General features: G+C 71.5%; 30 protein-coding genes. 13 read left to right on the forward strand and 17 right to left on the reverse strand.

What is annotated here, in order from left to right; translation table 11 throughout:
• The 4 genes from V6M57_RS03260 to hemP form a co-directional block, all read left to right on the forward strand.
• Positions 1–454, forward strand: a 454-nt coding sequence (locus V6M57_RS03260) for an energy transducer TonB (protein ID WP_332813547.1), incomplete at its 5' end; no start/stop codon positions are given.
• A complete protein-coding gene (locus V6M57_RS03265; protein ID WP_332813548.1) occupies positions 451–1,167 on the forward strand; it encodes a MotA/TolQ/ExbB proton channel family protein in 717 nt (238 codons plus the stop codon). The genes V6M57_RS03260 and V6M57_RS03265, both read left to right, overlap by 4 nt.
• Before the next feature lie 2 nt (positions 1,168–1,169).
• The gene (locus V6M57_RS03270; protein WP_332813549.1) at positions 1,170–1,583 is read left to right on the forward strand and encodes an ExbD/TolR family protein; all 414 of its coding nucleotides are present in this window, start codon (positions 1,170–1,172) and stop codon (positions 1,581–1,583) included.
• A 25-nt stretch (positions 1,584–1,608) separates the two neighbouring features.
• Positions 1,609–1,770 carry a hemin uptake protein HemP gene (gene hemP, locus V6M57_RS03275; RefSeq protein WP_332813550.1) on the forward strand — a complete coding sequence of 54 codons (162 nt, stop codon included), beginning with the start codon at positions 1,609–1,611 and terminating at the stop codon, positions 1,768–1,770.
• 19 nt (positions 1,771–1,789) lie between these two features.
• Here hemP and V6M57_RS03280 read toward each other — a convergent pair whose 3' ends face one another.
• A complete protein-coding gene (locus tag V6M57_RS03280; protein ID WP_332813551.1) occupies positions 1,790–2,197 on the reverse strand; it encodes a GlcG/HbpS family heme-binding protein in 408 nt (135 codons plus the stop codon).
• A 124-nt stretch (positions 2,198–2,321) separates the two neighbouring features.
• Between V6M57_RS03280 and V6M57_RS03285 the strand changes: the two genes are divergently transcribed.
• Positions 2,322–3,020: a Bax inhibitor-1/YccA family protein gene (locus tag V6M57_RS03285; protein WP_332813552.1), complete on the forward strand. Its 699-nt coding sequence runs from the start codon at positions 2,322–2,324 to the stop codon at positions 3,018–3,020.
• A gap of 48 nt (positions 3,021–3,068) precedes the next feature.
• Here the strand turns inward: V6M57_RS03285 and rlmD are convergent, their stop codons facing one another.
• The 6 genes from rlmD to surE form a co-directional block, all read right to left on the reverse strand.
• The gene (gene rlmD / locus V6M57_RS03290) at positions 3,069–4,496 is read right to left on the reverse strand and encodes a 23S rRNA (uracil(1939)-C(5))-methyltransferase RlmD (protein WP_332813553.1); all 1,428 of its coding nucleotides are present in this window, start codon (positions 4,494–4,496) and stop codon (positions 3,069–3,071) included.
• Between the two features lie 38 nt (positions 4,497–4,534).
• The gene (locus V6M57_RS03295; RefSeq protein ID WP_332813554.1) at positions 4,535–5,320 is read right to left on the reverse strand and encodes a 3'-5' exonuclease; all 786 of its coding nucleotides are present in this window, start codon (positions 5,318–5,320) and stop codon (positions 4,535–4,537) included.
• Between the two features lie 127 nt (positions 5,321–5,447).
• Positions 5,448–6,437 carry a sigma-70 family RNA polymerase sigma factor gene (locus V6M57_RS03300; protein WP_442968772.1) on the reverse strand — a complete coding sequence of 330 codons (990 nt, stop codon included), beginning with the start codon at positions 6,435–6,437 and terminating at the stop codon, positions 5,448–5,450.
• 3 nt (positions 6,438–6,440) lie between these two features.
• Positions 6,441–7,382 (reverse strand): peptidoglycan DD-metalloendopeptidase family protein, encoded by a 942-nt coding sequence (locus tag V6M57_RS03305; protein WP_442968773.1) that lies wholly within the window; start codon positions 7,380–7,382, stop codon positions 6,441–6,443.
• Positions 7,383–7,396: 14 nt separating this feature from the next.
• A complete protein-coding gene (locus tag V6M57_RS03310) occupies positions 7,397–8,170 on the reverse strand; it encodes a protein-L-isoaspartate(D-aspartate) O-methyltransferase (RefSeq protein ID WP_332813556.1) in 774 nt (257 codons plus the stop codon).
• Positions 8,167–8,931 carry a 5'/3'-nucleotidase SurE gene (gene surE / locus V6M57_RS03315; RefSeq protein ID WP_332813557.1) on the reverse strand — a complete coding sequence of 255 codons (765 nt, stop codon included), beginning with the start codon at positions 8,929–8,931 and terminating at the stop codon, positions 8,167–8,169. Before surE ends, V6M57_RS03310 begins: the two co-directional genes overlap by 4 nt.
• A gap of 100 nt (positions 8,932–9,031) precedes the next feature.
• Here surE and V6M57_RS03320 point away from each other — a divergent pair, with 100 nt between their 5' ends.
• Positions 9,032–10,009, forward strand: a complete 978-nt coding sequence (locus tag V6M57_RS03320) for an NADPH:quinone oxidoreductase family protein (protein WP_332813558.1) — start codon at positions 9,032–9,034, stop codon at positions 10,007–10,009.
• Between the two features lie 21 nt (positions 10,010–10,030).
• Here the strand turns inward: V6M57_RS03320 and V6M57_RS03325 are convergent, their stop codons facing one another.
• The gene (locus tag V6M57_RS03325) at positions 10,031–11,209 is read right to left on the reverse strand and encodes an acetyl-CoA C-acetyltransferase (protein ID WP_332813559.1); all 1,179 of its coding nucleotides are present in this window, start codon (positions 11,207–11,209) and stop codon (positions 10,031–10,033) included.
• A gap of 72 nt (positions 11,210–11,281) precedes the next feature.
• Complete coding sequence (locus V6M57_RS03330) at positions 11,282–12,430, reverse strand: acyl-CoA dehydrogenase family protein (RefSeq protein ID WP_332813560.1); 1,149 nt, start codon at positions 12,428–12,430, stop codon at positions 11,282–11,284.
• Between the two features lie 130 nt (positions 12,431–12,560).
• Here V6M57_RS03330 and V6M57_RS03335 point away from each other — a divergent pair, with 130 nt between their 5' ends.
• The 6 genes from V6M57_RS03335 to V6M57_RS03360 all read left to right on the forward strand — a co-directional run bounded on the left by V6M57_RS03335 (position 12,561) and on the right by V6M57_RS03360 (position 17,511).
• Positions 12,561–13,547 carry a zinc-dependent alcohol dehydrogenase family protein gene (locus V6M57_RS03335; RefSeq protein ID WP_332813576.1) on the forward strand — a complete coding sequence of 329 codons (987 nt, stop codon included), beginning with the start codon at positions 12,561–12,563 and terminating at the stop codon, positions 13,545–13,547.
• Between the two features lie 138 nt (positions 13,548–13,685).
• Positions 13,686–15,110, forward strand: coding sequence for a bifunctional aminoglycoside phosphotransferase/ATP-binding protein (locus V6M57_RS03340; RefSeq protein WP_332813561.1), 1,425 nt, complete (start codon positions 13,686–13,688; stop codon positions 15,108–15,110).
• 84 nt (positions 15,111–15,194) lie between these two features.
• Positions 15,195–15,506: a c-type cytochrome gene (locus V6M57_RS03345; protein WP_332813562.1), complete on the forward strand. Its 312-nt coding sequence runs from the start codon at positions 15,195–15,197 to the stop codon at positions 15,504–15,506.
• Positions 15,507–15,524: 18 nt separating this feature from the next.
• Complete coding sequence (locus V6M57_RS03350; RefSeq protein ID WP_332813563.1) at positions 15,525–16,034, forward strand: CDP-archaeol synthase; 510 nt, start codon at positions 15,525–15,527, stop codon at positions 16,032–16,034.
• A gap of 50 nt (positions 16,035–16,084) precedes the next feature.
• A complete protein-coding gene (locus tag V6M57_RS03355; RefSeq protein ID WP_332813564.1) occupies positions 16,085–16,534 on the forward strand; it encodes a universal stress protein in 450 nt (149 codons plus the stop codon).
• Positions 16,535–16,566: 32 nt separating this feature from the next.
• Complete coding sequence (locus V6M57_RS03360) at positions 16,567–17,511, forward strand: magnesium transporter (protein ID WP_332813565.1); 945 nt, start codon at positions 16,567–16,569, stop codon at positions 17,509–17,511.
• A gap of 29 nt (positions 17,512–17,540) precedes the next feature.
• On the opposite strand, the gene V6M57_RS03365 is transcribed toward V6M57_RS03360, so the two are convergent.
• The 3 genes from V6M57_RS03365 to V6M57_RS03375 form a co-directional block, all read right to left on the reverse strand.
• Positions 17,541–17,852 (reverse strand): hypothetical protein, encoded by a 312-nt coding sequence (locus V6M57_RS03365; protein ID WP_332813566.1) that lies wholly within the window; start codon positions 17,850–17,852, stop codon positions 17,541–17,543.
• Between the two features lie 29 nt (positions 17,853–17,881).
• On the reverse strand, positions 17,882–18,706 hold the full coding sequence (locus V6M57_RS03370) for a universal stress protein (RefSeq protein ID WP_332813567.1): 825 nt from the start codon (positions 18,704–18,706) through the stop codon (positions 17,882–17,884).
• Between the two features lie 75 nt (positions 18,707–18,781).
• On the reverse strand, positions 18,782–19,414 hold the full coding sequence (locus V6M57_RS03375; RefSeq protein ID WP_332813568.1) for a CBS domain-containing protein: 633 nt from the start codon (positions 19,412–19,414) through the stop codon (positions 18,782–18,784).
• Between the two features lie 12 nt (positions 19,415–19,426).
• Between V6M57_RS03375 and V6M57_RS03380 the strand changes: the two genes are divergently transcribed.
• A complete protein-coding gene (locus V6M57_RS03380) occupies positions 19,427–19,930 on the forward strand; it encodes a CBS domain-containing protein (protein ID WP_332813569.1) in 504 nt (167 codons plus the stop codon).
• Between the two features lie 37 nt (positions 19,931–19,967).
• On the opposite strand, the gene V6M57_RS03385 is transcribed toward V6M57_RS03380, so the two are convergent.
• The 5 genes from V6M57_RS03385 to V6M57_RS03405 all read right to left on the reverse strand — a co-directional run.
• A complete protein-coding gene (locus V6M57_RS03385) occupies positions 19,968–20,945 on the reverse strand; it encodes an acetyltransferase (RefSeq protein ID WP_332813570.1) in 978 nt (325 codons plus the stop codon).
• A gap of 126 nt (positions 20,946–21,071) precedes the next feature.
• Entirely contained in the window at positions 21,072–21,515 is a 444-nt protein-coding gene (locus tag V6M57_RS03390; RefSeq protein ID WP_332813571.1) for a host attachment protein, read from the reverse strand.
• A gap of 87 nt (positions 21,516–21,602) precedes the next feature.
• A complete protein-coding gene (locus tag V6M57_RS03395; RefSeq protein ID WP_332813572.1) occupies positions 21,603–22,121 on the reverse strand; it encodes a flavodoxin family protein in 519 nt (172 codons plus the stop codon).
• Between the two features lie 50 nt (positions 22,122–22,171).
• Complete coding sequence (locus V6M57_RS03400; RefSeq protein WP_332813573.1) at positions 22,172–22,435, reverse strand: acyl carrier protein; 264 nt, start codon at positions 22,433–22,435, stop codon at positions 22,172–22,174.
• Positions 22,432–23,378, reverse strand: a 947-nt coding sequence (locus V6M57_RS03405; protein ID WP_332813574.1) for a 2-oxo acid dehydrogenase subunit E2, incomplete at its 5' end; no start/stop codon positions are given. The genes V6M57_RS03400 and V6M57_RS03405, both read right to left, overlap by 4 nt.

Below are 23,378 nucleotides of genomic sequence, written 5' to 3' on the forward strand. Positions count from 1 at the left end.
GCCGGCGCCCATGCCGGTGGCCATCCCGGACCCGGCGCCCGCTCCGGCGGCGCCGCTGGGCACCACGGCACCCCAGCCGCCGGCGCCGCCGATTGCCGCCCCGATGGCTGCGCCCGCTCCTGCACCCGCCCCGGCCCCGCCGGCACCGCCGGCACCGGCCCCGGTGAACCTGCCCATGGTGGACGCGGACTACGCGGCCAACGAGGAAGCCTTCCGGCCGCCGGCGATCTCGCGCCGCCTGGGCGAATACGGCACCGTGCTGCTGCGGGTGACCGTGGGTGTCAACGGCACGGCCACGCGCGTGGAACTGGCGCGCTCCAGCGGCTACGAGCGCCTGGACAAGGCCGCGCTCGAGGGCGCGCGCAAGCTGAAGTTCCGGCCGGCCACGCGCAATGGGGTGCCGGTGGAGTGGACCTACGATTTTCCTGTGAGATACGCGGAGAGGATGCGATGAACGACGAATTCGGGCTGCTCCACCTGTGGAGCCAGGGAGACCTGGTCATGCGGGGCACGACGGTGCTGCTGCTGGTCATGTCCCTGGCTTCCTGGTGGGTGATCGTGGTGAAGGCGCTGGACCTGCGCCGCTATGCGGCCCAGGCGCGCCGCACCGAAAGCTTCTGGCACAGCGCCGACTTCGCCGACGGGGTGGCCAAGCTCGGCAGCGATCCCGGCAATCCCTTCCGCGCATTGGCGACCGAAGGGCGCGAGGCCAGCGTGCACCACCACGCCCAGCCCCAGCTGCACGATTCGCTGAACGTCAGCGACTGGCTGATCCGCAGCCTGCGCAACTCGATCGACGAGTCCACCGCCCGCCTGCAGTCGGGCCTGGCCGTGCTGGCCTCGGTGGGCTCCACGGCACCCTTCGTCGGGTTGTTCGGGACGGTCTGGGGCATCTACCACGCGTTGTTGACCATGGGCACCACCGGGCAGGCGACGATAGCCCAGGTGGCCGGCCCGATCGGCGAAGCACTGGTGATGACGGCGATGGGCCTCGCCGTCGCAATCCCGGCCGTGCTCGGCTACAACGCGCTGGTGCGCGGCAACAAGACCGTGGTCATGAAGCTCAACCGGTTTGCGCACGACCTCCATGGCTACTTCCTGACCGGCGTGCGCGTGAGCGCCGGCAGCACGTCCGCGAACGTCGTTTCGATGAAGAAGGGAGGCTGAGCATGGCCTTCGGCACCCAGGACGACACCGATGAAGTGATGAACGAGATCAACGTGACGCCGATGGTCGACGTCATGCTGGTGCTGCTGATCATCTTCATCATCACGGTGCCCGTGATGAAGCATGCGGTGAACATCGACCTGCCGCGGGCCAGCAGCCAGCCGCAGGACATTAAGCCCCAGGCCGTGCGCCTGTCCGTCGCTGCCGACGGGCAGTACTTCTGGAACGAGCGCCGCGTCGGCGACGAGGAACTGCCGGCGCTGCTGCGCGCCGAGGCGGCGAAGGACCCGCAGCCGGACCTGCACATCCACGGCGACAAGGCCGTGCGCTACGAGAAGGTGGCGCAGGCCATGGCCGCCGCCCAGCAGGCCGGGGTGCGCAAGATCGGCTTCATCACGGAGCCGCGGCAGCCATGAGCACGGCCCCCGCCCGGCCCGCCGGGTGGGACGGCCCTCGCTGCCGCGCGCATCCGCCGGCTCGCCGAAGCAGCCCCTCGAGAGCAGCGCCCTGCTGTGCGGCTGCCGCTGGATCGAGATCCGCCACAACGGCGAGGTCTACCGCCTGCAGGCCACCCGGCTGGGCAAGCTGATCCTCACCGAATAGGCGGGCGACCGCGTTCGCGTCAGAGCCCGATGGCGGCGATGCCCGCACGGGCGATCTGCGCGTCCTCGCTCGACTTGACGCCGCTGACGCCGACCGCGCCCAGGCACTGGCCGTCCTTGAGGATGGGCACGCCGCCCTCCAGCATGCCGCTCAGGTGCGGCGCGCTCAGGAACGAGTAGCGGCCCCCGTTGATGATTTCCTCGTAGACGCGGCTTTCGCGCCGGCCGAGCGCGGCCGTGTGGGCCTTGGCCGGGGCGATGTGGGCCGACACGGGCGGTGCGCCGTCGAGCCGCTGCAGCCACAGCAGGTGCCCGCCGTCGTCCACGATGGCAATCGTGACGGCCCAGTTGTGCTTGAGGGCTTCCGCTTCGGCGGCCGCCGCGACGGCCTTCAGGTCGGACAGGTCGAGGGTGGGTTTGGACTTCATGGCGATGAGGCTGAAAGAACCCGAGCATACCGGCTGCGCCGCGGGGGGCATTCGAGCGGCGCATCCGGGGAACCCGCCTAGAATCCGCGCATCCAATAACGGTCCAGGCAAAGGAGTCCTCCGGATGAACGAGCAATTCACCACCGCCGCCCGCTACGGCGGGTACGCCCTGCCTTCCGTGCAGGAGCGCAACCGTGTGCTGCGCAACACCTACTGGCTGCTGGCGCTGTCGATGATCCCGACGGTGCTGGGCGCGTGGCTGGGGCTGCAGACCGGCATCGCCAGCGCGCTGTCGCCCGGGCTGGGGCTGATCGTCTTCCTGGGCGGCGCCTTCGGCTTCATGTTCGCGATCGAGAAGTTCAAGAACTCCGCGGCCGGCGTGCCCATCCTGCTGGGCTTCACCTTCTTCATGGGCCTGATGCTCTCGCGCCTGCTCGGCGTGGTGCTGGGCCTGGGCAACGGCGCCGGCCTGGTCATGACGGCCTTCGCCGGCACGGGCGCGATCTTCCTGGGCATGGCAACGATGTCCACCCTCATCAAGCGCGACCTGTCGGGCATGGCCAAGTTCATGTTCATCGGCGCCATCCTGGTGCTGGTGGCCGGCATCGCCAACGTGTTCCTGCAGAGCGGCGCGCTGATGATCACCCTGTCGGTGCTGGTGATCGGCATCTTCTCCTTCTTCATCCTGTACGACCTCAAGCGCGTGCGCGACGGCGAGGAGACCAACTACATCACCGCCACGCTGGGCGTGTACCTGAGCCTGTACAACGTGTTCCAGAGCCTGCTGGTGCTGTTCGGCATCGGCGGCGGCAGCTCGGAATGAGCGGCGCCGCAGCCTGAGCGCGACGAAGGGGCCCTCCGGGCCCCTTTTTCATGGGCCCGATCGATCGAAGACGGCGATGCTCTCGACGTGGGCCGTGTGCGGGAACATGTTGACGACGCCCGCCGCGCTGCAGCGGTAGCCGGCCTGGTGCACCAGCAGGCCGGCGTCGCGCGCCAGCGTGCCGGGGTTGCAGCTGACGTACACGATGCGCCGCGGCGGGGCCCAGCTTCCGGCCAGCTCCGGCTGCTGGTGCAGGTCCGCCAGCGCCTTGGCCAGCGCGAACGCGCCCTCGCGCGGCGGATCCACCAGCCACTTGTCGGAGACGCCGTCGGCCACCAGCTGCTGCGGCGTCATCTCGAACAGGTTGCGCGCCGCGAACTGGGTGGGCGCCAGGGGCCGTTGCGCCGCATTGCGCGACAGGTTCTCCCGCGAGCGCGCCACCAGCGCTTCGCTGCCCTCGATGCCCAGCACCTCGCGGGCGCGCGTGGCCAGCGGCAGGGTGAAGTTGCCGAGTCCGCAGAACCAGTCGATCACCCGCTCGTCGGGCTGCACGTCCAGCAGGCGCAGGGCCGTGGACACCAGGATGCGGTTGATGTGCGGGTTGACCTGGGTGAAGTCGGTCGGCCGGAACGGCAGCGTGATGCCGAACTCGGGCAGCGCGTAGGCCAGCTCCGGGCTCGCACTCCGGGCCTGCCCCGGGCTCGATCCGGGGTCCAGCAGCCGAACGCTGTCCGGTCCCTTCGGCTGCAGCCACCACTGCACGCGGGGGTGCGCCTGTGCGAACGCCCGCAGCTTCGCCAGGTCGCCCTCGCTCAGCGGCTCCAGGTGACGCAGCACCAGTGCGGTCACGTCGTCGCCGCAGGCCAGCTCGATTTGCGGGCAGGTCTCGATCGCGTCCATGGACCCGATCAGTCCGCGCAGCGGCACCAGCAGGTCGCTCACGTGGACCGGCACCACATGGCACTCGCGGATGTCGGCCACGTAGCGGCTCTTGCGCTCGTGGAAGCCGACCAGCACCGTGCCCTTCTTGCGCACGTGCCGCACCGAGAAGCGCGCGCGCCAGCGGTAGTTCCAGTCCGGGCCGGCGATCGGCCGCAGCACCCGGTCCGGCCGGACCTTGGCCAGGTGCCACAGGTCGTCCTCCAGCACCCGCTGCTTGATCGCCACCTGGGCGCCCACGTGCAGGTGCTGCATCTTGCAGCCGCCGCAGGCGCCCTCGTGCAGGCCGAAGTGCGGGCAGCGCGGCTGCACGCGCTGCGAGGATTCGCGGTGGATGGCGGTGAGCTGGCCCTGCTCCCAGTTGTTCTTTCGCCGGTGGATGGCGGCACTGACCTGCTCGAGAGGCAGTGCGCCCTCGATGAACACCACCTTGCCGTCGGGTCGCCGGGCGACGCCGCGCGCCTCCAGGTCCAGGGCGTCCACCGCCAGCCAGCCTTCCGGCAGCGCGGCGGGCGCGCCGTCCTTGTCTGCTGTCATCCTGTAATTGTCTCAGGCGGCAAGCCGGCGGTCGGCGCTCAGCCCCACGCGGCCAGGTACTCGCGCCAGTGCGGCTCGGCGCCCGACAACGCGGCCAGGCTGCCCTTCACCAGGTCGATTTCCTGTTCGTACTCGGCCTGGGTGAAGCCGCCGCGCATCTTCTGGAAGCGGCAATACAGCAGGTAGGTGTTCATCACGTCCGTCTCGCAGTAGCGGCGGATCTCCTCCAGCTGGCCCCCCAGGTAGGCGTCATAGACCTGGCCGCCGTCCATGCCCAGCTTGCCGGGGAAGCCGCACAGCTTGGCCATGGCGTCCAGCGGTGCATTGGCGCGCGGCTGGTACATGGCCAGCAGGTCCATCAGGTCCATGTGGCGCATGTGGTAGCGGCCGATGTAGTTGTTCCACTTGAACTCGCGGTCGTCCTCGCCCAGGTCCCAGTACTTGTCGGCGACCACGCCGTGCTGCAGGCCGCGGTAGTGCAGCACCGGCAGGTCGAAGCCGCCGCCGTTCCAGCTGACCAGCTGTGGCACGTGCTTGTCGATGCTGTTGAAGAAGCCCTGGATCACGCGCCCTTCGCTGGCGCCGTCGCGGTCGACGAAGGAGTGCACGCGCAGGCCCTCGCCACTGCGGAACACGCAGCTGATCACCAGCACGCGCTGCAGGTGCAGCGGCATGAAGTCGCTCTGGCCCTTGTCCTTGCGCTCCTGGCACCAGGCCTCCCAGACCTGCGCGTCGGTGTGCTCCGCCGGCGCATGGCGCAGCAGGCGCAGGCCGGCGACGTCGGGAATGGATTCGATGTCGAAGACGAGGACGGGCCAACTCATGAGGGGGCACTGTAGCAGTGCCCCCTCATGAGTTGGCCTGCGGCCGCATCAGGAACCCCCACCCTGCCCTCCCCCGGTGGGGGAGGGTTCCCCTCAGCCGGCCCGGAAACATCGTACCGCCCGGATTTCAGAACAGCGCGGAGCGGTCGATGCCGTTGCGGATGAGCTGGCGCTTGAGCTTGAGCAGCGCCTCGTTCTGGATCTGGCGCACGCGCTCGCGCGTGAGGCCCAGGCGATCGCTCAGCACCTCCAGCGTCTCGGGATCGCGGTCCTTCAGGCCGAAGCGGCCTTCCAGCACCTCCTTCTCGCGCTGCGAAAGCGTCTCGATCCAGCCGGCCAGCAGCCGCTCGACCTCCCGGCCCTGCGCTGCGCCGGTGGGGTCCACCGCGGCATCGTCGGCCAGCGAATCGGCCAGCGTATGGTCCTCGTCGGAGCGATCGAGCGCGGCGTCCAGCGAGCGCGGCGCTTCCGCCATCGCCAGCAGGTCGGCCACCTCGGCCACTTCACGGCCGAGCAGCGCGGCGACGTCCTCGACCCGCACGCCCTCGCCCCGCCGGGCAGCCTGGAACGCCGGATCGTTCTCCAGCGTGCGGCGCGCGCGCAGCACCTGCTGCAATTCGCGCACGACGTGCACGGGCAGCCGGATCACGCGGCCCTGGTTCATGACCGCGCGCTCGACCGACTGGCGGATCCACCAGGTCGCATAGGTGGAGAAGCGGAAGCCCCGCTCAGGTTCGAACTTCCCGATCGCATGCATCAGGCCCAGGTTGCCCTCCTCGATCAGGTCGGAGAGCGGCACGCCACGGCCCAGGTAGGCCTTGGCGATGCTGACCACCAGCCGCAGGTTGTGCTCGATCATGGCCTGGCGCGCAGGGAAGTCGCCGGCGCGCGCGCGACTGGCCACCTCGTACTCCTCCCGCGCGGTGAACAGCTCCGTGCGGCGGACGTCGCGCAGGTAGAGCGTCAGCGTGTCGCTGGACTCGCCCGACATGTCGGGGTGGATCTCCAGGCCGGTCGGCGGCGCCGGCAGGTCGCCGGCCGCCTCCTCGACAGCCGGCACGCTGCGTTGCCTCGCGCCCGGATCGGGAAACTGGCCCTTTCCGTTGCGCCGGCGCATGGCTCACCTCGGCGGCAGCAACCGCGCGGGATCGACCGGCTTGCCCTGCCGGCGGATCTCGAAATGCAGCTTCACGCGGTCGGTGTCGGTGGACCCCATCTCCGCGATCTTCTGGCCCTTGCGCACGGTCTGGTCTTCCTTGACCAGCAGCGCCTGGTTGTGCGCGTACGCCGTCAGGTAGGTGTTGTTGTGCTTGAGGATGATCAGGTTGCCGTAGCCGCGCAGGCCGGCGCCCGCATAGACCACGCGGCCATCGGCCGCGGCCAGCACGGGGTCGCCGGCCTTGCCGCCGATGTCCAGGCCCTTGTTGCGCACCTCGTCGAAGCTGCCGACCACGGTGCTGTTGCCCGGCGCCGGCCAGCTCCAGGCGATTTCTTCCTCGGCCGGGACCGGCGGCTGGGTACCCGCGGCCGGGCCGGGCGCCGCCGTGGTGACGGTGCCGCGCGGCGTGCTGGACGCAGGCGCGGGCGAAGAAGCGGACGCGGCGGGGGCCGATGCGGCCGCGGCCGGGGAGGACGCGGCCGGGGCCGGCTGCGATGCTGCGGGCACCGGCGAAACCGACTGCGCAGGCACGGGGCGGGCGACCACCGTGTCGGGCGGCGCGACGCGCAGCACCTGCCCGACTTCGATGACGTTGGGGTTGTCGATGTTGTTCCAGCGCACGATGTCGCGCCAGTTCTGGCCCGTTTCCAGGCCGATCCGGATCATGGTGTCGCCCGCTCGCACCGTGTAGTACCCGGGCTTGCCGGCGTTCTCCGACCCCGGCAGGGGCCTGGCCGGCTCGATCGCGGGTGCCGTGGCCGGCGGCAGCGGCGCGCTGCGCACGCCGGTACTGCGGTCTTCCACCGGAGCCGGCGCGCGCGTGCGGGATGAACACCCCGCCAGCACCAATGCCGCCATCACCAGCATGGCGACCTTGGCGGTGCGCGCGGACATGCCCTTCATCTTCTGTGATCCCTTCAAGCGATGCCGGATTTTAGGGGGACAAAGTGAACGCCCTCAAGGACGTTGCGGCGCAGCCCGCCGGGCGTCTTCTCCAGCACCACCAGGGCCTGGCGCCGGTCCGGCATGACGGTGGGCGCGATGATGCGCCCGCCCGCCGCGAGCTGATCGACCCAGGCGTGCGGCACGGCCTCGCCGCCGGCCGCCGCGATGATCCCCGCATACGGTGCGCCCCTGGCGAACCCCTGCATGCCGTCGCCGAACAGCAGGTGCACGTTGGGCAGGCGAAAGGGCCGCAGGTTCTCCCGGGCCTTCTCGTGCAGGCCGCGCAGGCGCTCGATGCTGTAGACCTCGCAGGCCACCTGGCCGAGCACCGCCGCCTGGTAGCCGCAGCCGGTGCCGACCTCCAGCACGCGCCCCAGCCGTCCCTGCCCCGGCGCCGCACCGAGCAGCAACTCCACCATGCGCGCCACCACGCTCGGCTTGGAGATCGTCTGTCCCAGGCCGATCGGCAGGCTGGTGTCCTCGTACGCCTGGTTGACCAGCGCACTGTCGACGAAGCGGTGCCGCTCGATGCGGCCCATGGCCGCGAGCACGCGCGCATCGGCAATGCCTGCCGCTGCCAGCCGCGACACCATGCGCGAGCGCACGGCCTGCGAGTCGAGGCCCACGCCGGCGGGCCGCGCCATCGGCGCTGGCGGCGCGGCCGCCGCATTCGTGCGGGCAGCCGGTGCGCGGCCCCGGGGCGGCGACGGTTCCAGCCGCACCGGGAAGCCGGGGCGCCGGCTCATTGCCGCTCCGCGAACCGGCCCACGCGCGAGGACCAGTCGCCGAGCGCGGCGTGGTCGGTGAGGTCCACGTGCAGCGGCGTGACCGATACGCGGCCGTTGGCGGTCGCGTGGAAATCGGTGCCCTGGGCGCCGTCCTTGGGCAGGCCGGCGCCACCGATCCAGTACATGGTCTGGCCGTGCGGGCTCGGCTGCGAAATCACCCTCTCGGCGGCATGGCGCCGCCCCAGCCGGCAGACCTCGAAGGCGCCGAGCTCGGCCGCGGGCCGGTTGGGTATGTTGACGTTGAGCAGGAAGGGGCGCTGCTCGTCCAGCCCCTCGGCCAGCACGCGCTGCACCAGTTCGCGCGCCTTCTGCGCGGCGGTGTCCAGGTGGCTCCAGCCCTTTTCCACCTGCGAGAACGCGATCGCCGGGATGCCGAACAGGTACCCCTCCATGGCCGCGCCCACGGTACCCGAGTAGATCGTGTCGTCGCCCATGTTGGCGCCGTTGTTGATGCCGCTGACCACCAGGTCGGGGCGGTAGCCGAGCATGCCGGTCAGCGCGATGTGCACGCAGTCGGCGGGCGTGCCGTTCACGTAGCGGAACCCGTTGCCGGCTTCCTGCACGTACAGCGGCGCGTGCAGCGTGAGGGCGTTGGACTTGGCACTGTTGTTGTGCTCGGGGGCGACCACCTCGACCTCGGCGAGGTCACGGATGGCGGCATGCAGGGCCACCAGGCCGGGCGCCTGGTAGCCGTCGTCGTTGGACAGGAGGATCTTCATGCGGGGGAACGGCTGCGATCGATTGTAGGGCTGGGGTCGCCGCTGGGACATCGCGCCGCGCGACGCTGCCTATCATTGCGCGCTTTCGAAGGAGAACGCCATGCGAGCCTGGCTTTGCGAGAACCCGGTCGGTGTCGATGCGCTGCAATGGAAGGAGTTGCCGACGCCGCAGCCCGGCGCCGGCCAGTTGCTGCTGCGCATCCAGGCCGCCAGCCTGAACTACCCCGACCTGCTGATCGTCCAGGGCAAGTACCAGCACAAGCCGCCCCTGCCGTTCGTGCCGGGCTCGGAATACGCAGGCATCGTCGAGGCGGTGGGCGAAGGCGTCGGCGGCTTCCGGGTGGGGCAGCCGGTCGCCTGCCTTTCGGGCACCGGCGGCTTCGCCACCCACACCCTGGCGCCGGCCTCGCTGTGCATGCCGCTGCCGCCCGGCTTTCCCGCGGTCGATGCGGCAGCGTTCATCATGACCTATGCGACCTCGCACCACGCGCTGGTCGACCGCGCGCAACTGAAGGCCGGCGAGACGGTGCTGGTGCTGGGCGCGGCCGGCGGCGTGGGCACCGCGGCGATCCAGGTCGCCAAGGCCATGGGCGCGCACGTGATCGCCGCTGCGTCCAGCGACGAGAAGTGCGAACTGTGCCGCTCGATCGGCGCCGATGCCACCATCAACTACAGCCAGGGCAACCTGCGCGACGCCATCAAGGAAGCGGCCGGCGACAAGGGCCCCGACGTGGTGTACGACCCGGTGGGCGGCGAGTTCGCCGAGCCGGCCTTCCGTTCGATTGCCTGGCGCGGCCGCTACCTGGTGGTGGGCTTCGCGTCCGGCCCGATCCCTTCGCTGCCGCTCAACCTGCCGCTGCTCAAGGGCGCGTCCATCGTCGGCGTGTTCTGGGGCAACTTCGCGCGCCGCGAGCCGGAGGCGAATGCGGCCATGCTGCAGCAACTGGCGCAGTGGTACGCGCAGGGCAAGGTCAAGCCGGTGATCGACCGCACCCTGCCCATGGTCGACCTCAAGGCCGCCTACGCGCACATGGCGTCGCGGGCGGTCAAGGGCAAGCTGGTGATGGTGAACGGCTGAGCGCCGCCGGCCGGCGCCGGCTCAGAGCCGCTCGACGATGGTGACGTTGGCCATGCCGCCGCCCTCGCACATGGTCTGCAGGCCGTAGCGCCCGCCAGTGCGGTGCAGCGCATGCACCAGCGTGGTCATCAGCTTGGTGCCGGAGGCACCCAGCGGATGCCCCAGCGCGATGGCACCGCCGTGCACGTTCAGGCGGTCCGGGTCGGCATCCAGGGCCTTCAGCCAGGCCAGCGGCACCGAAGCGAAGGCCTCGTTCACCTCGTACAGGTCGATGTCGCCGATCTTCATGCCGGCCTTGCTCAGGGCCCGCTCGGTGGCCGGCAGCGGCGCTTCCAGCATGATCACCGGGTCGCCGCCCATCACCGTCATGTGGTGGATGCGGGCCAGCGGCCTGGCGTTCAGGGCCTTCAGGCCGCGCTCGTTGACCACCAGCACGCCGGTGGCGCCGTCGCAGATCTGGCTGGCATTGGCCGCCGAGATCACCCCGCCTTCCTGCAGCAGCTTGACCGACTGGATGCCCTCGAACGATGCATCGAAGCGGATGCCTTCGTCCACGGTGTGCATCTCGCCGGTGGCCTGCCCCTCGGCGTTGCGCACCGCCACCGGCAGGATCTCGTCCTGGAAGGCGCCCGCCCGGGTCGCCGCTGCCGCGCGCTGGTGGCTCAGCAGCGCGAAACGGTCGAGTTCATCGCGTGACAGGCCGTGCTTCTTCGCCATCATCTCCGCGCCCATGAACTGGCTGAACACCACGTTGCCGTAGCGCTGGTCGATGGCGGGGCTCTGGTAGAAGCCCATGCCGGCCTTCTGCGCCAGCTGCGTGGTGCTGAACATCGGCACGCGGGTCATCGACTCCACGCCGGCCGCGATGACGATGTCCTGCGCGCCCGACATCACGGCCTGCGCCGCGAAGTGCACCGCCTGCTGCGAGGAGCCGCACTGGCGGTCGATCGAAGTGCCGGGAACGGTTTCGGGCAGCCGCGAGGCCAGCACCGCATTGCGGGCAACGTTGGTGGACTGCTCGCCGACCTGGCTGACGCAACCCATGAAGACGTCCTCGACCAGCGCCGGATCGGCGTCGCCGCGCTCGACCAGCGCGTCGATCACCTGGGCGGCCAGGTCCACCGGGTGCCAGCCGGACAGGCGGCCACCGCGGCGGCCCCCGGCGGTTCGGATCGCGGCGACGATGAAGGCTTCGGACATGGGGTAACTCTCCTGTTCAATCGATGAAACGGGCGGCCGATCGGACGATTCTGCCAGCGCAGCGCGGCCGTTTCAGAGCGCCCGCGCGATCACTTCCTTCATGATTTCGCTGGTGCCGCCGTAGATGCGCTGGATGCGCGCGTCGGCGTACATGCGGCCGATCAGGTACTCGTTCATGTAACCATAGCCGCCGAACAGCTGCAGGCACGCGTCGACCACGCGGCCCTGCGCCTCCGAGCCCCACAGCTTGGCCATGGACGCGGTGGCGGTGTCCAGCCGCCCGGCCAGCAGGTCCTCCACGCAGCGGTCGATGAAGGCGCGGCCGACCTGGATCTCGGTGGCGATCTCGGCGAGCTTGAACCGGGTGTTCTGGAAGTCGGCGATCGCCTGGCCGAAGGCCTTGCGCTCGCGCACGTAGGCCAGGGTGGCTCCGTAAGCCCCCTCCATCGCGGCCAGCGCCGTCACGCCGATGATCAGGCGCTCGTAGGGCAGGTCGGCCATCAGCTGGAAGAAGCCCTGTCCTTCGCGGCCACCCAGCAGCTGGCCCGGCCCCAGCCGCACGTCGTCGAAGAACAGCTCCGAGGTGTCCTGCGCCTTCATGCCGACCTTGTCGAGCACCCGGCCGACGCGGTAGCCGGGACAGTCCTGCGTGTCCACGATCAGGATCGACGTGCCGCGCGCGCCCTGCGCCGGGTCGGTCTTGGCCACCACCAGCACCACCCCGGCCAGCAAGCCGTTGGTGATGAAGGTCTTGGCGCCATTGAGGCGCCAGCCCTCGCCATCGCGCTCGGCCCGGGTGCGCACGCCCTGCAGGTCCGAGCCGGCCCCGGGCTCGGTCATGGCGATGGCACCCACCAGTTCGCCGCTGGCCAGCCGCGGCAGGTAGCGCCGCTTCTGCTCGTCCGTGCCGTGGTTGAGCAGGTAGTGCGCCACGATGGAATGCACCGCCACGTTCATGCCGGTCAGGCTGCGGCGCGCCATCTCCTCGTGGAACACGGCTTCATGGCGGAAGTCGCCGCCGGCGCCGCCCCACTGCTCGGGGACGTCGGTGCACAGCAGCCCGGTCTGCCCGGCCTTGCGCCACAACTCGTGGCCGACGTGCCCGCGTTCGCGTGCCGCCGCGTCACCGGGAATCATGTGCTCCTCGATGAAGCGCACGACGGTATCGCGGTACTGCTCGAGATCTGGATCGCTCCAGGAGCGGCGGAACTGGACGGGCATCGCTTCTTCCTCACGAAATCGGCTGCCCCGGGGAGGCGACGGCCCTCCGGGAGCTCTTGCGATTGTGGAGCAAGGGCGCTTGCGGGCCGCCCGCGACCGCGCCTAGCATGGCGCCATGCTGCCCGCTTCCATGCGCGCCATGGCGGCCGATCCCACCGGCCGGCGGCTCGTTGCGGTCGAACGGCCCCTGCCGCAGCCCGGTCCGCACGAGCTGCTGCTGCAGGTGCTGGCTTGCGGCGTGTGCCGCACCGACCTGCACCTGGTCGACGGCGAGCTGCCGCCGCACGGCACCCTCGTCGTGCCCGGCCACGAGATCGTCGGCCGGGTCGTGGCGCAAGGCAGCGCAGCCCGCCGGTTCGAGCCCGGGCAGCGTGTCGGCGTGCCCTGGCTGGGCGGCAGCTGCGGCACCTGCGAGTTCTGTGCCGGGGGGCGCGAAAACCTGTGCGATCGCCCGGTCTTCACCGGCTGGGACCGGGATGGCGGATTCGCCGACTACGCCACTGCGGACGAGCGTTTCTGCTTCGCGCTGCCCGACCGCTACGACGACCGGCACGCAGCCCCGTTGCTGTGCGCCGGCCTGATCGGGCATCGCGCCTGGCGCATGGCCGGCGACGGGGCGAAGCGCATCGGCCTGTACGGTTTCGGCGCGGCTGCCCATCTGCTGTGCCAGCTCGCGGTCGCGCACGGGCAGCAGGTGTTCGCCTTCACGCGCGCCGGCGACGATCGCAGCCAGGCGTTTGCCCGCTCGCTCGGTGCCGGCTGGGCCGGCGGCACGGACGAGCGGCCGCCCGAGCCGCTGGACGCCGCCCTGCTCTTCGCACCGGCCGGCCAGCTGGTGCCGCAGGCCCTGCGCGCCGTACGCAAGGGCGGCACGGTGGTCTGCGCCAGCATCCACATGAGCGACATCCCGTCGTTCCCCTATTCGCTGCTGTGGGGCGAGCGCGTGTTGCGCTCGGTGGCCAATCTCACCCGCGCCGACGGCGAGGCGTTCCTGCGGCTTGCAGCCGGCATTGGCCTGCAGGTTCACGTACAACCGTTTGCGCTGGCCGACGCCAACGCGGCGGTGCAGGCCGTGCGCGCGGGCCGCGTCGACGGCGCCGCGGTGCTGGTCCCCTGAACGCGGCATTGCGACACCTCAAGTCCGCGCGCCGCCGCACCCCCAGACTGCTGGCTGCGCAGCGGGAATGCCGCCGCGCCCGATTCATCAACCCGAACGAGCGGAAGTCCCCATGAGCAATCCGCGGCGGCCCTTCCCGTGAATGCCGACGAAGTCCGGCGCCTGGCCGCATCGCTGGGCGCCGAATGCCTGCACACGCACATCTCCTGGGTGCTGCTGGCCGGCGAGCACGCCTGGAAGATCAAGCAACCGGTGCGACTGCCCTTCGTCGACTACGGCACGCTGGCCGCGCGCCGCCGCTTCTGCGAGGAGGAGCTGCGGCTCAACCGCCGGCTCGCGCCCGGCCTGTACCTGGGGCTGGACACCATCGTGCAGGGGCCGTCGGGGCCCGGGCTCGGCGGCCCCGGGCCGGTGCTCGACGTGGCCGTGCGCATGCGCCGCTTCGCTCAGGACGACCTGTTCTCGGCGCGGCTGGCGACAGGACGGCTCGGTCCTGCCGAAATCGACGCGCTGGCCACGCTGCTGTGCGACTTCCACGCCGCTGCGCCGGTGGCCGCGCCCTCGACCGGATTCGGCTGCGCCGATCGGCGGCGGACGACGGCGCTGGCCGCCTGTGCGGGCGCCGCGCAGTGGCTCGAGGGCCCCGGCGCCGCCTCGCAGGCCGAAGGGTGGCTGGACGCCCAGGCCATCCGCCTGGAACCCCTGTGGCAGGCGCGCCTTCGCGCCGGCCGCGTGCGCGAGGTCCACGGCGACCTGCACCTGGACAACCTCGTCTGGCTGGACGGGAAGCCGGCGGCTTTCGACGGCATCGAGTTCGATCCGGCGCTGCGCTGGATCGACGTGCTCGACGACATCGCGTTCACCGTGATGGACCTCGCCGCAGCCGGCAGCCGCGCGCTGGCCTTCCGCCTGCTCAACCACTGGCTGGACGCACTGGGCGAGCACGACGCCGTGCCGTCGCTGCGGTTCGCCGCAGCGGTCCGCGCGCTGGTGCGGGCACAGGTGATGGGGCTGCGCGGCGATGTCGCGCGGGCACGCACCTACGCCGGCGCGGCACAGGGGTGGATGGCGCCGGGCTCGCCGCGGCTGTGCATCACGCACGGCCTGCCCGGGTCCGGCAAGACCTGGCGCTCGCAGGCCTGGCTGGAACGCGAGGGCGCCATCCGGCTGCGCTCGGACGTGGAACGCAAGCGACTGGCCGGGCTGGCGCCGCTGGCCGACTCGCGCGCAGCCGGCATCGACCTCTACACGCCCGGGATGACCCGGCGTACCTACGAACGGCTCCTCCAACTCGCGGAGACGGCGCTGCGCGCGGGCCACCCCGTCGTGCTGGACGGCGCCTACCTCCGCCGCAGCGAACGCCGTCGGGCGCAGCGGCTGGCCGACTCGCTGCGCGTGCCTTTCTCGATCCTGGCCTGCGAGGCGCCGGACGCCGTGCTGCGCGAACGTCTCGCATCGCGCCGAGGCGACGCTTCCGAGGCGGACGCGTCGGTGCTGGACCGGCTGCTCGCCACCGCCGAGCCGCTCGAACCCGATGAGCGCGCGCTCGCCGGATCGCCCTGAAACCTGCGCCGGTGCGGCGCGCGCTTGATGCCAATCAACATCGCCGGACCGGGCGCGAGCAGAGTGCTTGCAAGGACGTCCACCATGCGCGCACTGGCCACCCTGCTCGCGTTCCTGCCTGCGCTGATCGGCGGCGCCGTTCACGCCCAGGCGGCGGACACGCCGACCCGCGGGGCGATGCTCTACGACAACCACTGCGGGGCCTGCCATTCCGAGCAGATGCACTGGCGCGCGAAGCGCCTGGTCCACGACTGGCCCTCCCTGCGCGAGCAGGTCCGGCAATGGCAGGGCCGCGAACGCCTGGGCTGGAGCGAGGAGGACATCGATGCGGTGTCGCGGCACCTGAACGACACCATCTACCGGCTGCCGGCGCCGCAGGGCGTCGCGCGGCGCTGAGCATGGGAGGGCCTCGCCATGCCGGACCCCGGCCTGCCCCAAGCCTTGCAGCTCGGCCTGCGACTGCTGTTGCTGCTCGCGCTGGCCAACAACGCGCCGATCGCAGCCAGGTTGCTGCTCGGCGAGCGCTGGAACAGGCCGCTCGACGGCGGTACCCTGTTCGCTGACGGGCGGCCTTGGCTGGGGCCCTCGAAGACCTGGCGCGGGCTGATCGCCGCGATCCTGGTGTCGACTCTGGTGGCGCCGGTGCTCGGGTTTGCGCCGGTCGCCGGCCTGTTGGCCGGCGCGGTAGCAATGGCCGGCGACGCGCTGGCCAGCTTCACCAAGCGCCGGCTCGGCATCGCGAGCAGCGGCCAGTGCTTCGGACTGGACCAGGTGCCTGAATCGCTGCTGCCGCTGCTGGCGCTGGCTCCGGTGCTGGGGCTGGGCGTTCCGATGATCGCTGCCGTCACGCTCGCCTTCCTGCTGATCGAGCCGCCCGCCGCCCGACTGGGCCACCGGTTCGGCTGGCGTGACCGGCCGTACTGAACACCCGGGGAGTTGCGGGCAGCTTTTCAGATCCACTTGGGAGATTTCACATGTTCAAGCGCATCCTGGTGCCGGTCGACGGCAGCGAGACATCCGGCAAGGCCCTGGCGGCGGCCATCGCGTTGGCGCGCGAGGGCGCCGGACAACTCCACCTCGTGCACTGCGTGGACGAGCTGTCCTACATGGGCGCGTACGAATATGCCGGCGCCATCATCGACCTGGTGCGCGCGAACGGCACCGGGATCCTGGAGCAGGCCGTCGACACCTGCCGCGCGGCCGGTATCGACGCCGTCTCCACCTTCATCGATACACCCGGCCAGCGCCTGGGCGCATCGGTCGCGAAGCTGGCCGTCGACTGGAAGGCCGACCTGGTCGTGGTCGGCACCCACGGACGGCGCGGCGTGGAGCGGGTGGTGATGGGAAGCGGCGCCGAGCAGATCATCCGCATGGCAACTGCGCCCGTCCTGGTGATCCGCGGCAGCGCGGCCGGACACGGCTGACCGCCGTGCACCGCGTGCCAGGGCGCCCCTCGTTGCACCGATCCGTGGCCCGGCACGCGCTCGTCGTCCAGGCTGGAGAATCCCTCGGCGAGTTGCGGCTTCGCCTGCAGCAGCAACCTGCGCGCGCCTGGGACCTGGTCTGCGTGACCGATGCGCAGCGACGCCTGCTCGGATGCCTCTCGGCCACGGAACTGCTGGCGCTGCCCGACGGGCAGTTGCTGGGGAGCGCGGCCAACCGCGACTGGCCCCGGGCGCCCCCCGGCACGAGCGACGAGCGGATGGCCTCCATCGCCCTGCACCATGGGGTGGCTGCGCTGCCGGTGGTCGACGCCGACGGGAAGCTGCTCGAAGTCGTCGGGCCCGGCGCCCTCATGAACGTGCTGCGGCGCGAACACGTCCAGGATCTGCACCGGCTGGCCGGTATCGCCCGCGAGTCGGCGCAGGCCCCCCAGGCGCTGCACGCCGCGCCGCTGAGGCGGCTGCGGCACCGGTTGCCCTGGCTGCTGGTCGGTCTCGGCGGGAGTGCTGCCGCGACACTGGTGGTCGCCCGTTTCGAGAGCGCCATGGCCGCCCTGCCGGCGGTGGCCTTCTTCATGCCGGGCCTGGTCTACCTGGCCGACGCGATCGGCACCCAGAGCGAAACCATCGCGGTGCGCGGGCTCTCGCTCAGCCACATGGGGCTGCGGCAGCTGTTCGCGGCCGAGATCCGCACCGGGCTGCTGCTCGGGGCCGTGCTGTCTGCGCTCGCCTTCCCCCTGGTCATGGTCGCGTTCGGCAACCTGCGCCTGGCGAGCGCCGTGGCACTCGCCCTGGCCATCCCCAGCGTGCTGGCTTCGGCCCTCGGGCTGGGCATGCCCGCACTGCTGCAGCGATTCGGCGCCGACCCGGCCTACGGCAGCGGCCCCCTCGCAACCATCCTGCAGGACGTGCTCACCCTGGCCATCTACTTCGGCTGCATTTCGCTGATCATGCCGTGAGAGTCCGCGGCACTGCCTGCCGCCGCGACTCAGGGCCGCATGGCGGCGCAGGCGTCCTGCCGCGGCTCGGGCATGCGCATGCCGCGTTCGCGGGCGCGCTCCTGCATCCGGCGCCGGTGGTCGTCCATCGCCTGGCGGCACTCCTCGGGCGTGCGGGCCGCCTGCATGCGCCGGTGATGCTCATCGCGCTCGGCCTGGGACATCATGCCCCAGCCCGGCGTGTGGTCGGGGCCGGTGCCCGGGCCCCCGGCATGACGGCCCATCCCGCCCGGCGGATACGCGCATCCCGCGCCCGCCGCAACGAATGCCGCCAGCGCGACCAGGGTGGAAGCCTTTCCCATGGCAATCTCCTTTGCGGATCCCGGGCCGCTCAGTGCGCCATCAGTACCGGCAGCGTCATCGACCGCAGCACGGTCCGCGAGACGCCGCCGAGGACCCATTCACGTGCCCGGCCGTGGCCATAGCAACCCATCACGAGCAGGTCCACGCCCAGGTCGAACACCTGGGAGAGCAGCAGCTCGCCGAGGTCGGCCGGCTCGTCGGTGCGGCGATGCCAGCGCACCGGCACGTCATGCAGCTTCAGGTAGTTGTCCAGGTCGAGGGGCCCGGGTTCGTCCTCGACGCCCCACGCGAGAACGTGGACCTGTGCCGCGCGCTCGAGCAGGGGCATCGCGCCGGCCACCGCCAGGGCCGACTCGCGTGTCGGCTTCCAGGCGATCGCGATGCTGGCGAAAGTCTGCGGCAAAGGGCCCACCGCCGGCAGGATCAGCGCCGGCTTGCCGCTCGCCGCCAGCACGCTCTCGTTGAAGTCCCGCGGCGCCTCGCCGGCGCCCCCGCCCGGGTCCGGCTGGCTGAGCACCAGCAGGTCGGCGTACAGCGCCTGCTGGGCAAAGGCGCCGGCCATGGGCAACTCGGCGAGCTGGCCGTACCGTGCCGCCGGGCCGGTCCCGACCATGGCCGCATCGAAGGCCTCGCGCACGTGCTTGCGCCGCTCGGCATCGATCGCCGCCATCGACGCGAGCGTCGTCGCACCCAGGTCCGCCACGGCAGGCAAGGCAACCAGCGCCGGCTGGGCCACATCGAGCGCAGCCAGGTCCGCGCCCTGCTCCTCGGCCAGGCGCCGCGCGCACTGCACGGCCTCGCCGATGCGCCGGCCGGCGTCGAGGTGCACCAGGATCTGCTTGTAGGTGGTCATGGCCGCTCCTTGTCGATCGGCTTCACGATAGGCCTGCCATCACCCGGCTCCTTGCGGCGGATCAAGTCGCACGCCTTACTGCATTGCCGTGCCGAAGCCCGGAAACACGGGGCGACTCCCGACCGGCCTGGATGCCACCGCGCGCTGCGACTTCTCGCGCTCGATCCCGCTGCGAAGCGCGCGCGCCAGCCCAGCCAGCTCTTCCGAGATCGCGGCCAGCAGGTCCTCGGCGGCAACCAGGCCGACGACGCCCCCATCCTCGTCGACTACCAGGAGGCGGCGCACTCCGGCCTTCTCCATTGCAGACACCGCTTCGGCCAAGCTGGCATCCGACCGGACCGCCAGCGGGGGCGCCTTGGCCAGGTCGCCGGCGCGCAGCTGGCTGCTCGGCTGGTCACGCCCAAGCACGTCCAGGGCGAGGTCGCGGTCGGTGAGGATGCCGACCACCTGCGGCGGATCGTCGCCGGTGACGACCACGAGCGAGCCGACGTGCTCCTCGCACATCAAGGCGGCCGCCTCCCGCAACGGGGCCTGCGCGGCAATGCCGACCACCTCACGACTGCACAGGCTTGAAATATCGACGCTCATGAGAAAACCTCCTGCACCGGATCCGGCGTAGATCAGCAATCTAGGCTGCACGCCCGGACGCTGCTTGATCGGACGCAAGTGCGCAGGCGCCGGCGCGACCAGCATGGTGGCCGGCACCATCGGGGAAATTCCATGAAGATCGCAAGCCTCTGCCGTCGCGAGGTCGTTTCCGTCCCGGCCTCCGCCTCCGTTCAACAAGCCGCCGCCGTGATGCGCAACGAACACGTCGGTGCACTCGCGGTGACGGACCCCTACTCGCCCGGCCGGGTCATCGGCATCGTGACCGATCGGGACCTGGTGGTGGACCTGCTCGCCCCTGGCCATCCCGTCGACCAGGCGATCGGCTCGCTCTGCCGGACGGAACTGGCCGGCGTGCCGGTCGACGCTTCCATCGACGAAGCCGTCCAGGCGATGCAGCGCCACGGCGTCCGGCGCCTGCTCGTGCTGGGGCCCGACAACGCGGTCGCGGGCCTGGTCTCGACGGACGACCTGCTGGCGGCAGTGGCGCGCCAACTGGACGGGCTGGTCGGCGCCCTGTGCGATGGCGTGGCCGGCGAGGGCTCGCGCGAGCGGGCCCGGGCACGCGAGCAGAGCGAACCGCCGCGGCCGCTGTACGCGGCCCGCGCCGAGCCTTGACGGAGCGGCCCGCCCGCACGGCCGGACCGTGCAGCCTTCAGGACGGGCCCACCCGGTCATCCCCCGGGTAGGCGCACGAGAACGCGGCCAGGAATTCAGACAGCTGGCCGCACGGCAGGCGATCGATGCCCGCGGCGCCTGCGCGCCCGCCACCGCCGAAGGCGATGCACACGCGGTCCGCGCCATTCGGGCGGGCATGGGGCGCGCGCAGGTTCACCATGAACGCATCCGCTCCCGCCGCGCGCAGCACGGCATGGGCGCGGCCAGGCGCTTGCAGGCTCAGCCGGTTCGCCAGGGTGCCCTGCACCCGCCGTGCCCAGGCCTCGTCCGGCAGCACGTACACGGTGCCCCCGGCCAAACGGGCAAGCACCTTCGCCTGCCCAGCCTGCGCGAGGTCCTCGCGCCTGCGCGCGAGCAGCGCCCGCGCGACGGGCGCCTGGTCCAGGAACGCGAGCGGATCCGCATAGGGCCGGAGCGCACGGTAGAGCGCCAGCGGATGCACCAGGACGTCCGCCTCGCTCGCGCCGTAGGCGTTGTAGTTGATCGCTTCGCCGAGGGCGCGCAGCGACCGGATGGACTCGTCGTCGAGGCCGACGTCGCGCGCCAGCGCTTGCGCCGCCTCGGGCACGTTGTCCCCGAACGCGCCGGCCACTGCCCAGGCCGGAAAGGCGCCGCCGATGTGGCGATGCACGATCAGGCTGGTGCAGGTTGCCGGGTCGGTATCGATGAACAGCCGCAATGCCGCATGGAGCGGCTGCTCGCCGGGATGATGGTGGTCGAAATACTCGAGCTCGACGCCGCGGGCCAGCAGTGCCTGCAGCGCCGGCCGGTTGCGGTCCAGCGAAACGTCCAGGACCGTGACGGTGTCGCCCGCCTGCGCCTGTACGCGCTCCAGCAGCGCGATCTCGCGTTTCAGCCCGGTGATGAGCTGCGAGCAGAGCGGCCGCAACAGCCGGAGCTGCTGGAGCGCGCAGATGCCATCCGCGTCCCCGTTGAAGACGTCGAAATGGGTCACCTGGCCCGCCTGAACCGCCTCATCCTGGGCAACGACCCGGTTCCCGCCCTGCGCGCACGCATTCGCGTGCTCCGGCTCCGGCGCGACGCTGCGCGCGAGGGGCAGGGGGCTCCAGGGGCCGGGGCATCAGCTCATGGTCGTCTCACGCGCGATGCGCGAGGGCAGTTCGGCCCAGCCGACGGCGCTCAGGTCGACATCGTGCGTACCGGCCAGCAGGCGCCGGGTGCCGGGCTCGAGTGCGCGCTTCAGTTCACCCAGGAACGGGCTGGAGGCAAACAGGTGCACGGCCTCGAAACGCTGCGACCGGACCCCTTCCTCGAGAAGCTCCGCCAGTTGCCGGGCGAATCGCTGGCGCTCCTTGCGCTGCGCATCGGTTCGCGCGCTGAACGCCGCGCCGCCGAAGCTGCGGTCGGCGAACTCGCGCCCGGCCTTGTCGTCGCCGAGCTGGCTGCTGCGCATCCGGCTGGTCGGATGCTCGAGGGACTGCAGGAGGGTCATCCGTCCTGCCGGCTCCTGCTGAAGGAGCCTCGCATGCGCCGCGTTGGCGACCAGGATCCAGTCGGGTTTCATGGCTCTTTCGAATGCGGAGAGGCATCAACGCTAGCCGCCGGCGGCGGCGCCGTCTTGCGCCGAATCAAGCTTCGCGCCCGCCGGCGGTCACGCCGCCGGGGCGCTCCTGGCCGGCTGCCGCATGGGCTGGGTCGCGGTGGATCCGGGCTGCAGTGCTTCGCCGAAGGCAAGCAGGCGCGCGGTGCCGCTGCCGTCTTCGATCTCGCGCTGAGTGAACGCAGCCGCCTCGACAATGCCGTGGCCGAGCGCATGCGCGATCTCGCCGACGGCATTCGATGCGCCGCCCGAGTTCATGGTCGAGACCACCACGACACGCCGCAGCGCCTCCTTGTGCCGCGCGACGAAGCTGCGCATCGGCCCTGCCAGGCGGTACATCCAGATCGGCGCGACCAGGACGACGGTGCGGAAGTCGCCCGGATCGGGACCCTCGTAGCGGATCTCGGGCTGCCGCCGCAACAGCGAATCGAGCACGCAGCGCCAGGTACCGCGGCCCGGGCGGGCGTCGGTGATCTCGCCGAGCGGCCAGCCGTTGTGCGCGCACAAGAGCAGCGCCGCGCGCCGGGAGACGCCCGTATGCGAGTAACAAGCGACCATGATGGTGTCCATGCGATCTCCTTCGAGTGGCGATGGGAGGCTTCCCTTGCGGCACGGCCGGCTCAACCTGTCTGGCCGGCGCGCCCGCTCGCCTCGCGCAGGTAGGCCTCCAGGCCGCGCAGGCTGCAAAGCCGGGGGGCGTCCGCTTCCGGGATCGCGATGCCGCTGCGCTCACTGATCCCGATCACGAAATTCAGGAAATCCATCGAGTCCAGGTCGAGCGCACCCCGCAGGTCCTCGTCGGCACCGATCGCCGCCAGGTCGGCCTCCGGTGCGATGCCGGCCAGCACATCGGCGGCCAGTGCGCGAGCCTGCGCGGCGTTCATGGCGCTCCGCCGTCCAGCGACTCCGGGTGCCGGAGTGCGTCGGCGATGGCGCCCAGCAGCAACCCGCCGAGGTGGCCATCGCTGGCGCGATGGTCCGCCGCCAAACTCACCTGGACAGTGGTCCGAGCCAGCACCTTGCCCTCGTGCACCCAGGGACGCTCGGCGATGCAGCCGAAGCCGATCAATGCGAGCTGGGGCGGGTGGATCACGCCCAGCACGCTGTCGGCACCGCGATCCCCGAGGCTGGTCACGGTGGCCGTCGGGTCCGCCAGCTCGGAACTGCGCAGTCCGCCGGCGCGGGCGCGCTGCACCAGGTCGCGCAGCGCCGCCATGACCTCGGCGAGCGGCCGCCGTCCGGCGTCGTGCACCGCGGGCGCCACGAGGCCCCCGCCGCGCAGCGAAATCGCCCAGCCCACGTGCACCGCAGGCGCGAGCCGTACCTGCCCATCGCGCCAGAAACCGTTGAGCTGAGGAACCGCTTCGAGCGCACGTGCGCTGGCCTTGAGCAGCAAGGCGGCGGGCAGCATCCGTTCGGCCGGGGGGCGGTCGGCGTTGTACGCCGCGAGCCACCGCTGCGCCGGCTCGAAGTCCGCCATGTGCGCGAGGTAGTAGTGCGGGATTTCCCGCTTGGAGCGGCTCATCGCGGCGGCGATCGCCGCGCGCATCCGGGCCGGATCGAACCCGGCCGCGGGACGCGGCGCCGGCGCGGAGCCGGTCGCAGCCGCCCGCTCCACGTCCTGCGCGACGACGCTGCCGCCCGGGCCGCTGCCGCGCAGCGCGGCCAGGTCCACCCCGAGTTCCTGCGCGCGCTTGCGCGCACCCGGGCTTGCCTTCGCGCCGGCGGCGACAGGCGCCGACACGGCCGGCGGCGGCTGCACGGGGGCCGGCCGGGCCGCGGCGCCGGAGGCGGCGACCGGCTGCGGAGCCGTCTCGGCCGTGGCGG

The organism is Ramlibacter sp. (assembly GCF_036676645.1).
Classification (GTDB): Bacteria; Pseudomonadota; Gammaproteobacteria; order Burkholderiales; family Burkholderiaceae_C; genus Ramlibacter.

Coding starts and splice junctions, on each gene's coding strand:
- V6M57_RS03265 (WP_332813548.1), top strand. CDS start 451: ATGAACGACGAATTCGGGCTGCTCCACCTGTGGAGCCAGGGAGACCTG.
- V6M57_RS03270 (WP_332813549.1), top strand. CDS start 1,170: ATGGCCTTCGGCACCCAGGACGACACCGATGAAGTGATGAACGAGATC.
- V6M57_RS03280 (WP_332813551.1), bottom strand. CDS start 2,197: ATGAAGTCCAAACCCACCCTCGACCTGTCCGACCTGAAGGCCGTCGCG.
- V6M57_RS03285 (WP_332813552.1), top strand. CDS start 2,322: ATGAACGAGCAATTCACCACCGCCGCCCGCTACGGCGGGTACGCCCTG.
- rlmD (WP_332813553.1), bottom strand. CDS start 4,496: ATGACAGCAGACAAGGACGGCGCGCCCGCCGCGCTGCCGGAAGGCTGG.
- V6M57_RS03295 (WP_332813554.1), bottom strand. CDS start 5,320: ATGAGTTGGCCCGTCCTCGTCTTCGACATCGAATCCATTCCCGACGTC.
- V6M57_RS03300 (WP_442968772.1), bottom strand. CDS start 6,437: ATGCGCCGGCGCAACGGAAAGGGCCAGTTTCCCGATCCGGGCGCGAGG.
- V6M57_RS03305 (WP_442968773.1), bottom strand. CDS start 7,382: ATGAAGGGCATGTCCGCGCGCACCGCCAAGGTCGCCATGCTGGTGATG.
- V6M57_RS03310 (WP_332813556.1), bottom strand. CDS start 8,170: ATGAGCCGGCGCCCCGGCTTCCCGGTGCGGCTGGAACCGTCGCCGCCC.
- surE (WP_332813557.1), bottom strand. CDS start 8,931: ATGAAGATCCTCCTGTCCAACGACGACGGCTACCAGGCGCCCGGCCTG.
- V6M57_RS03320 (WP_332813558.1), top strand. CDS start 9,032: ATGCGAGCCTGGCTTTGCGAGAACCCGGTCGGTGTCGATGCGCTGCAA.
- V6M57_RS03325 (WP_332813559.1), bottom strand. CDS start 11,209: ATGTCCGAAGCCTTCATCGTCGCCGCGATCCGAACCGCCGGGGGCCGC.
- V6M57_RS03330 (WP_332813560.1), bottom strand. CDS start 12,430: ATGCCCGTCCAGTTCCGCCGCTCCTGGAGCGATCCAGATCTCGAGCAG.
- V6M57_RS03335 (WP_332813576.1), top strand. CDS start 12,561: ATGCGCGCCATGGCGGCCGATCCCACCGGCCGGCGGCTCGTTGCGGTC.
- V6M57_RS03345 (WP_332813562.1), top strand. CDS start 15,195: ATGCGCGCACTGGCCACCCTGCTCGCGTTCCTGCCTGCGCTGATCGGC.
- V6M57_RS03350 (WP_332813563.1), top strand. CDS start 15,525: ATGCCGGACCCCGGCCTGCCCCAAGCCTTGCAGCTCGGCCTGCGACTG.
- V6M57_RS03355 (WP_332813564.1), top strand. CDS start 16,085: ATGTTCAAGCGCATCCTGGTGCCGGTCGACGGCAGCGAGACATCCGGC.
- V6M57_RS03365 (WP_332813566.1), bottom strand. CDS start 17,852: ATGGGAAAGGCTTCCACCCTGGTCGCGCTGGCGGCATTCGTTGCGGCG.
- V6M57_RS03370 (WP_332813567.1), bottom strand. CDS start 18,706: ATGACCACCTACAAGCAGATCCTGGTGCACCTCGACGCCGGCCGGCGC.
- V6M57_RS03375 (WP_332813568.1), bottom strand. CDS start 19,414: ATGGTGCCGGCCACCATGCTGGTCGCGCCGGCGCCTGCGCACTTGCGT.
- V6M57_RS03380 (WP_332813569.1), top strand. CDS start 19,427: ATGAAGATCGCAAGCCTCTGCCGTCGCGAGGTCGTTTCCGTCCCGGCC.
- V6M57_RS03390 (WP_332813571.1), bottom strand. CDS start 21,515: ATGAAACCCGACTGGATCCTGGTCGCCAACGCGGCGCATGCGAGGCTC.
- V6M57_RS03395 (WP_332813572.1), bottom strand. CDS start 22,121: ATGGACACCATCATGGTCGCTTGTTACTCGCATACGGGCGTCTCCCGG.
- V6M57_RS03400 (WP_332813573.1), bottom strand. CDS start 22,435: ATGAACGCCGCGCAGGCTCGCGCACTGGCCGCCGATGTGCTGGCCGGC.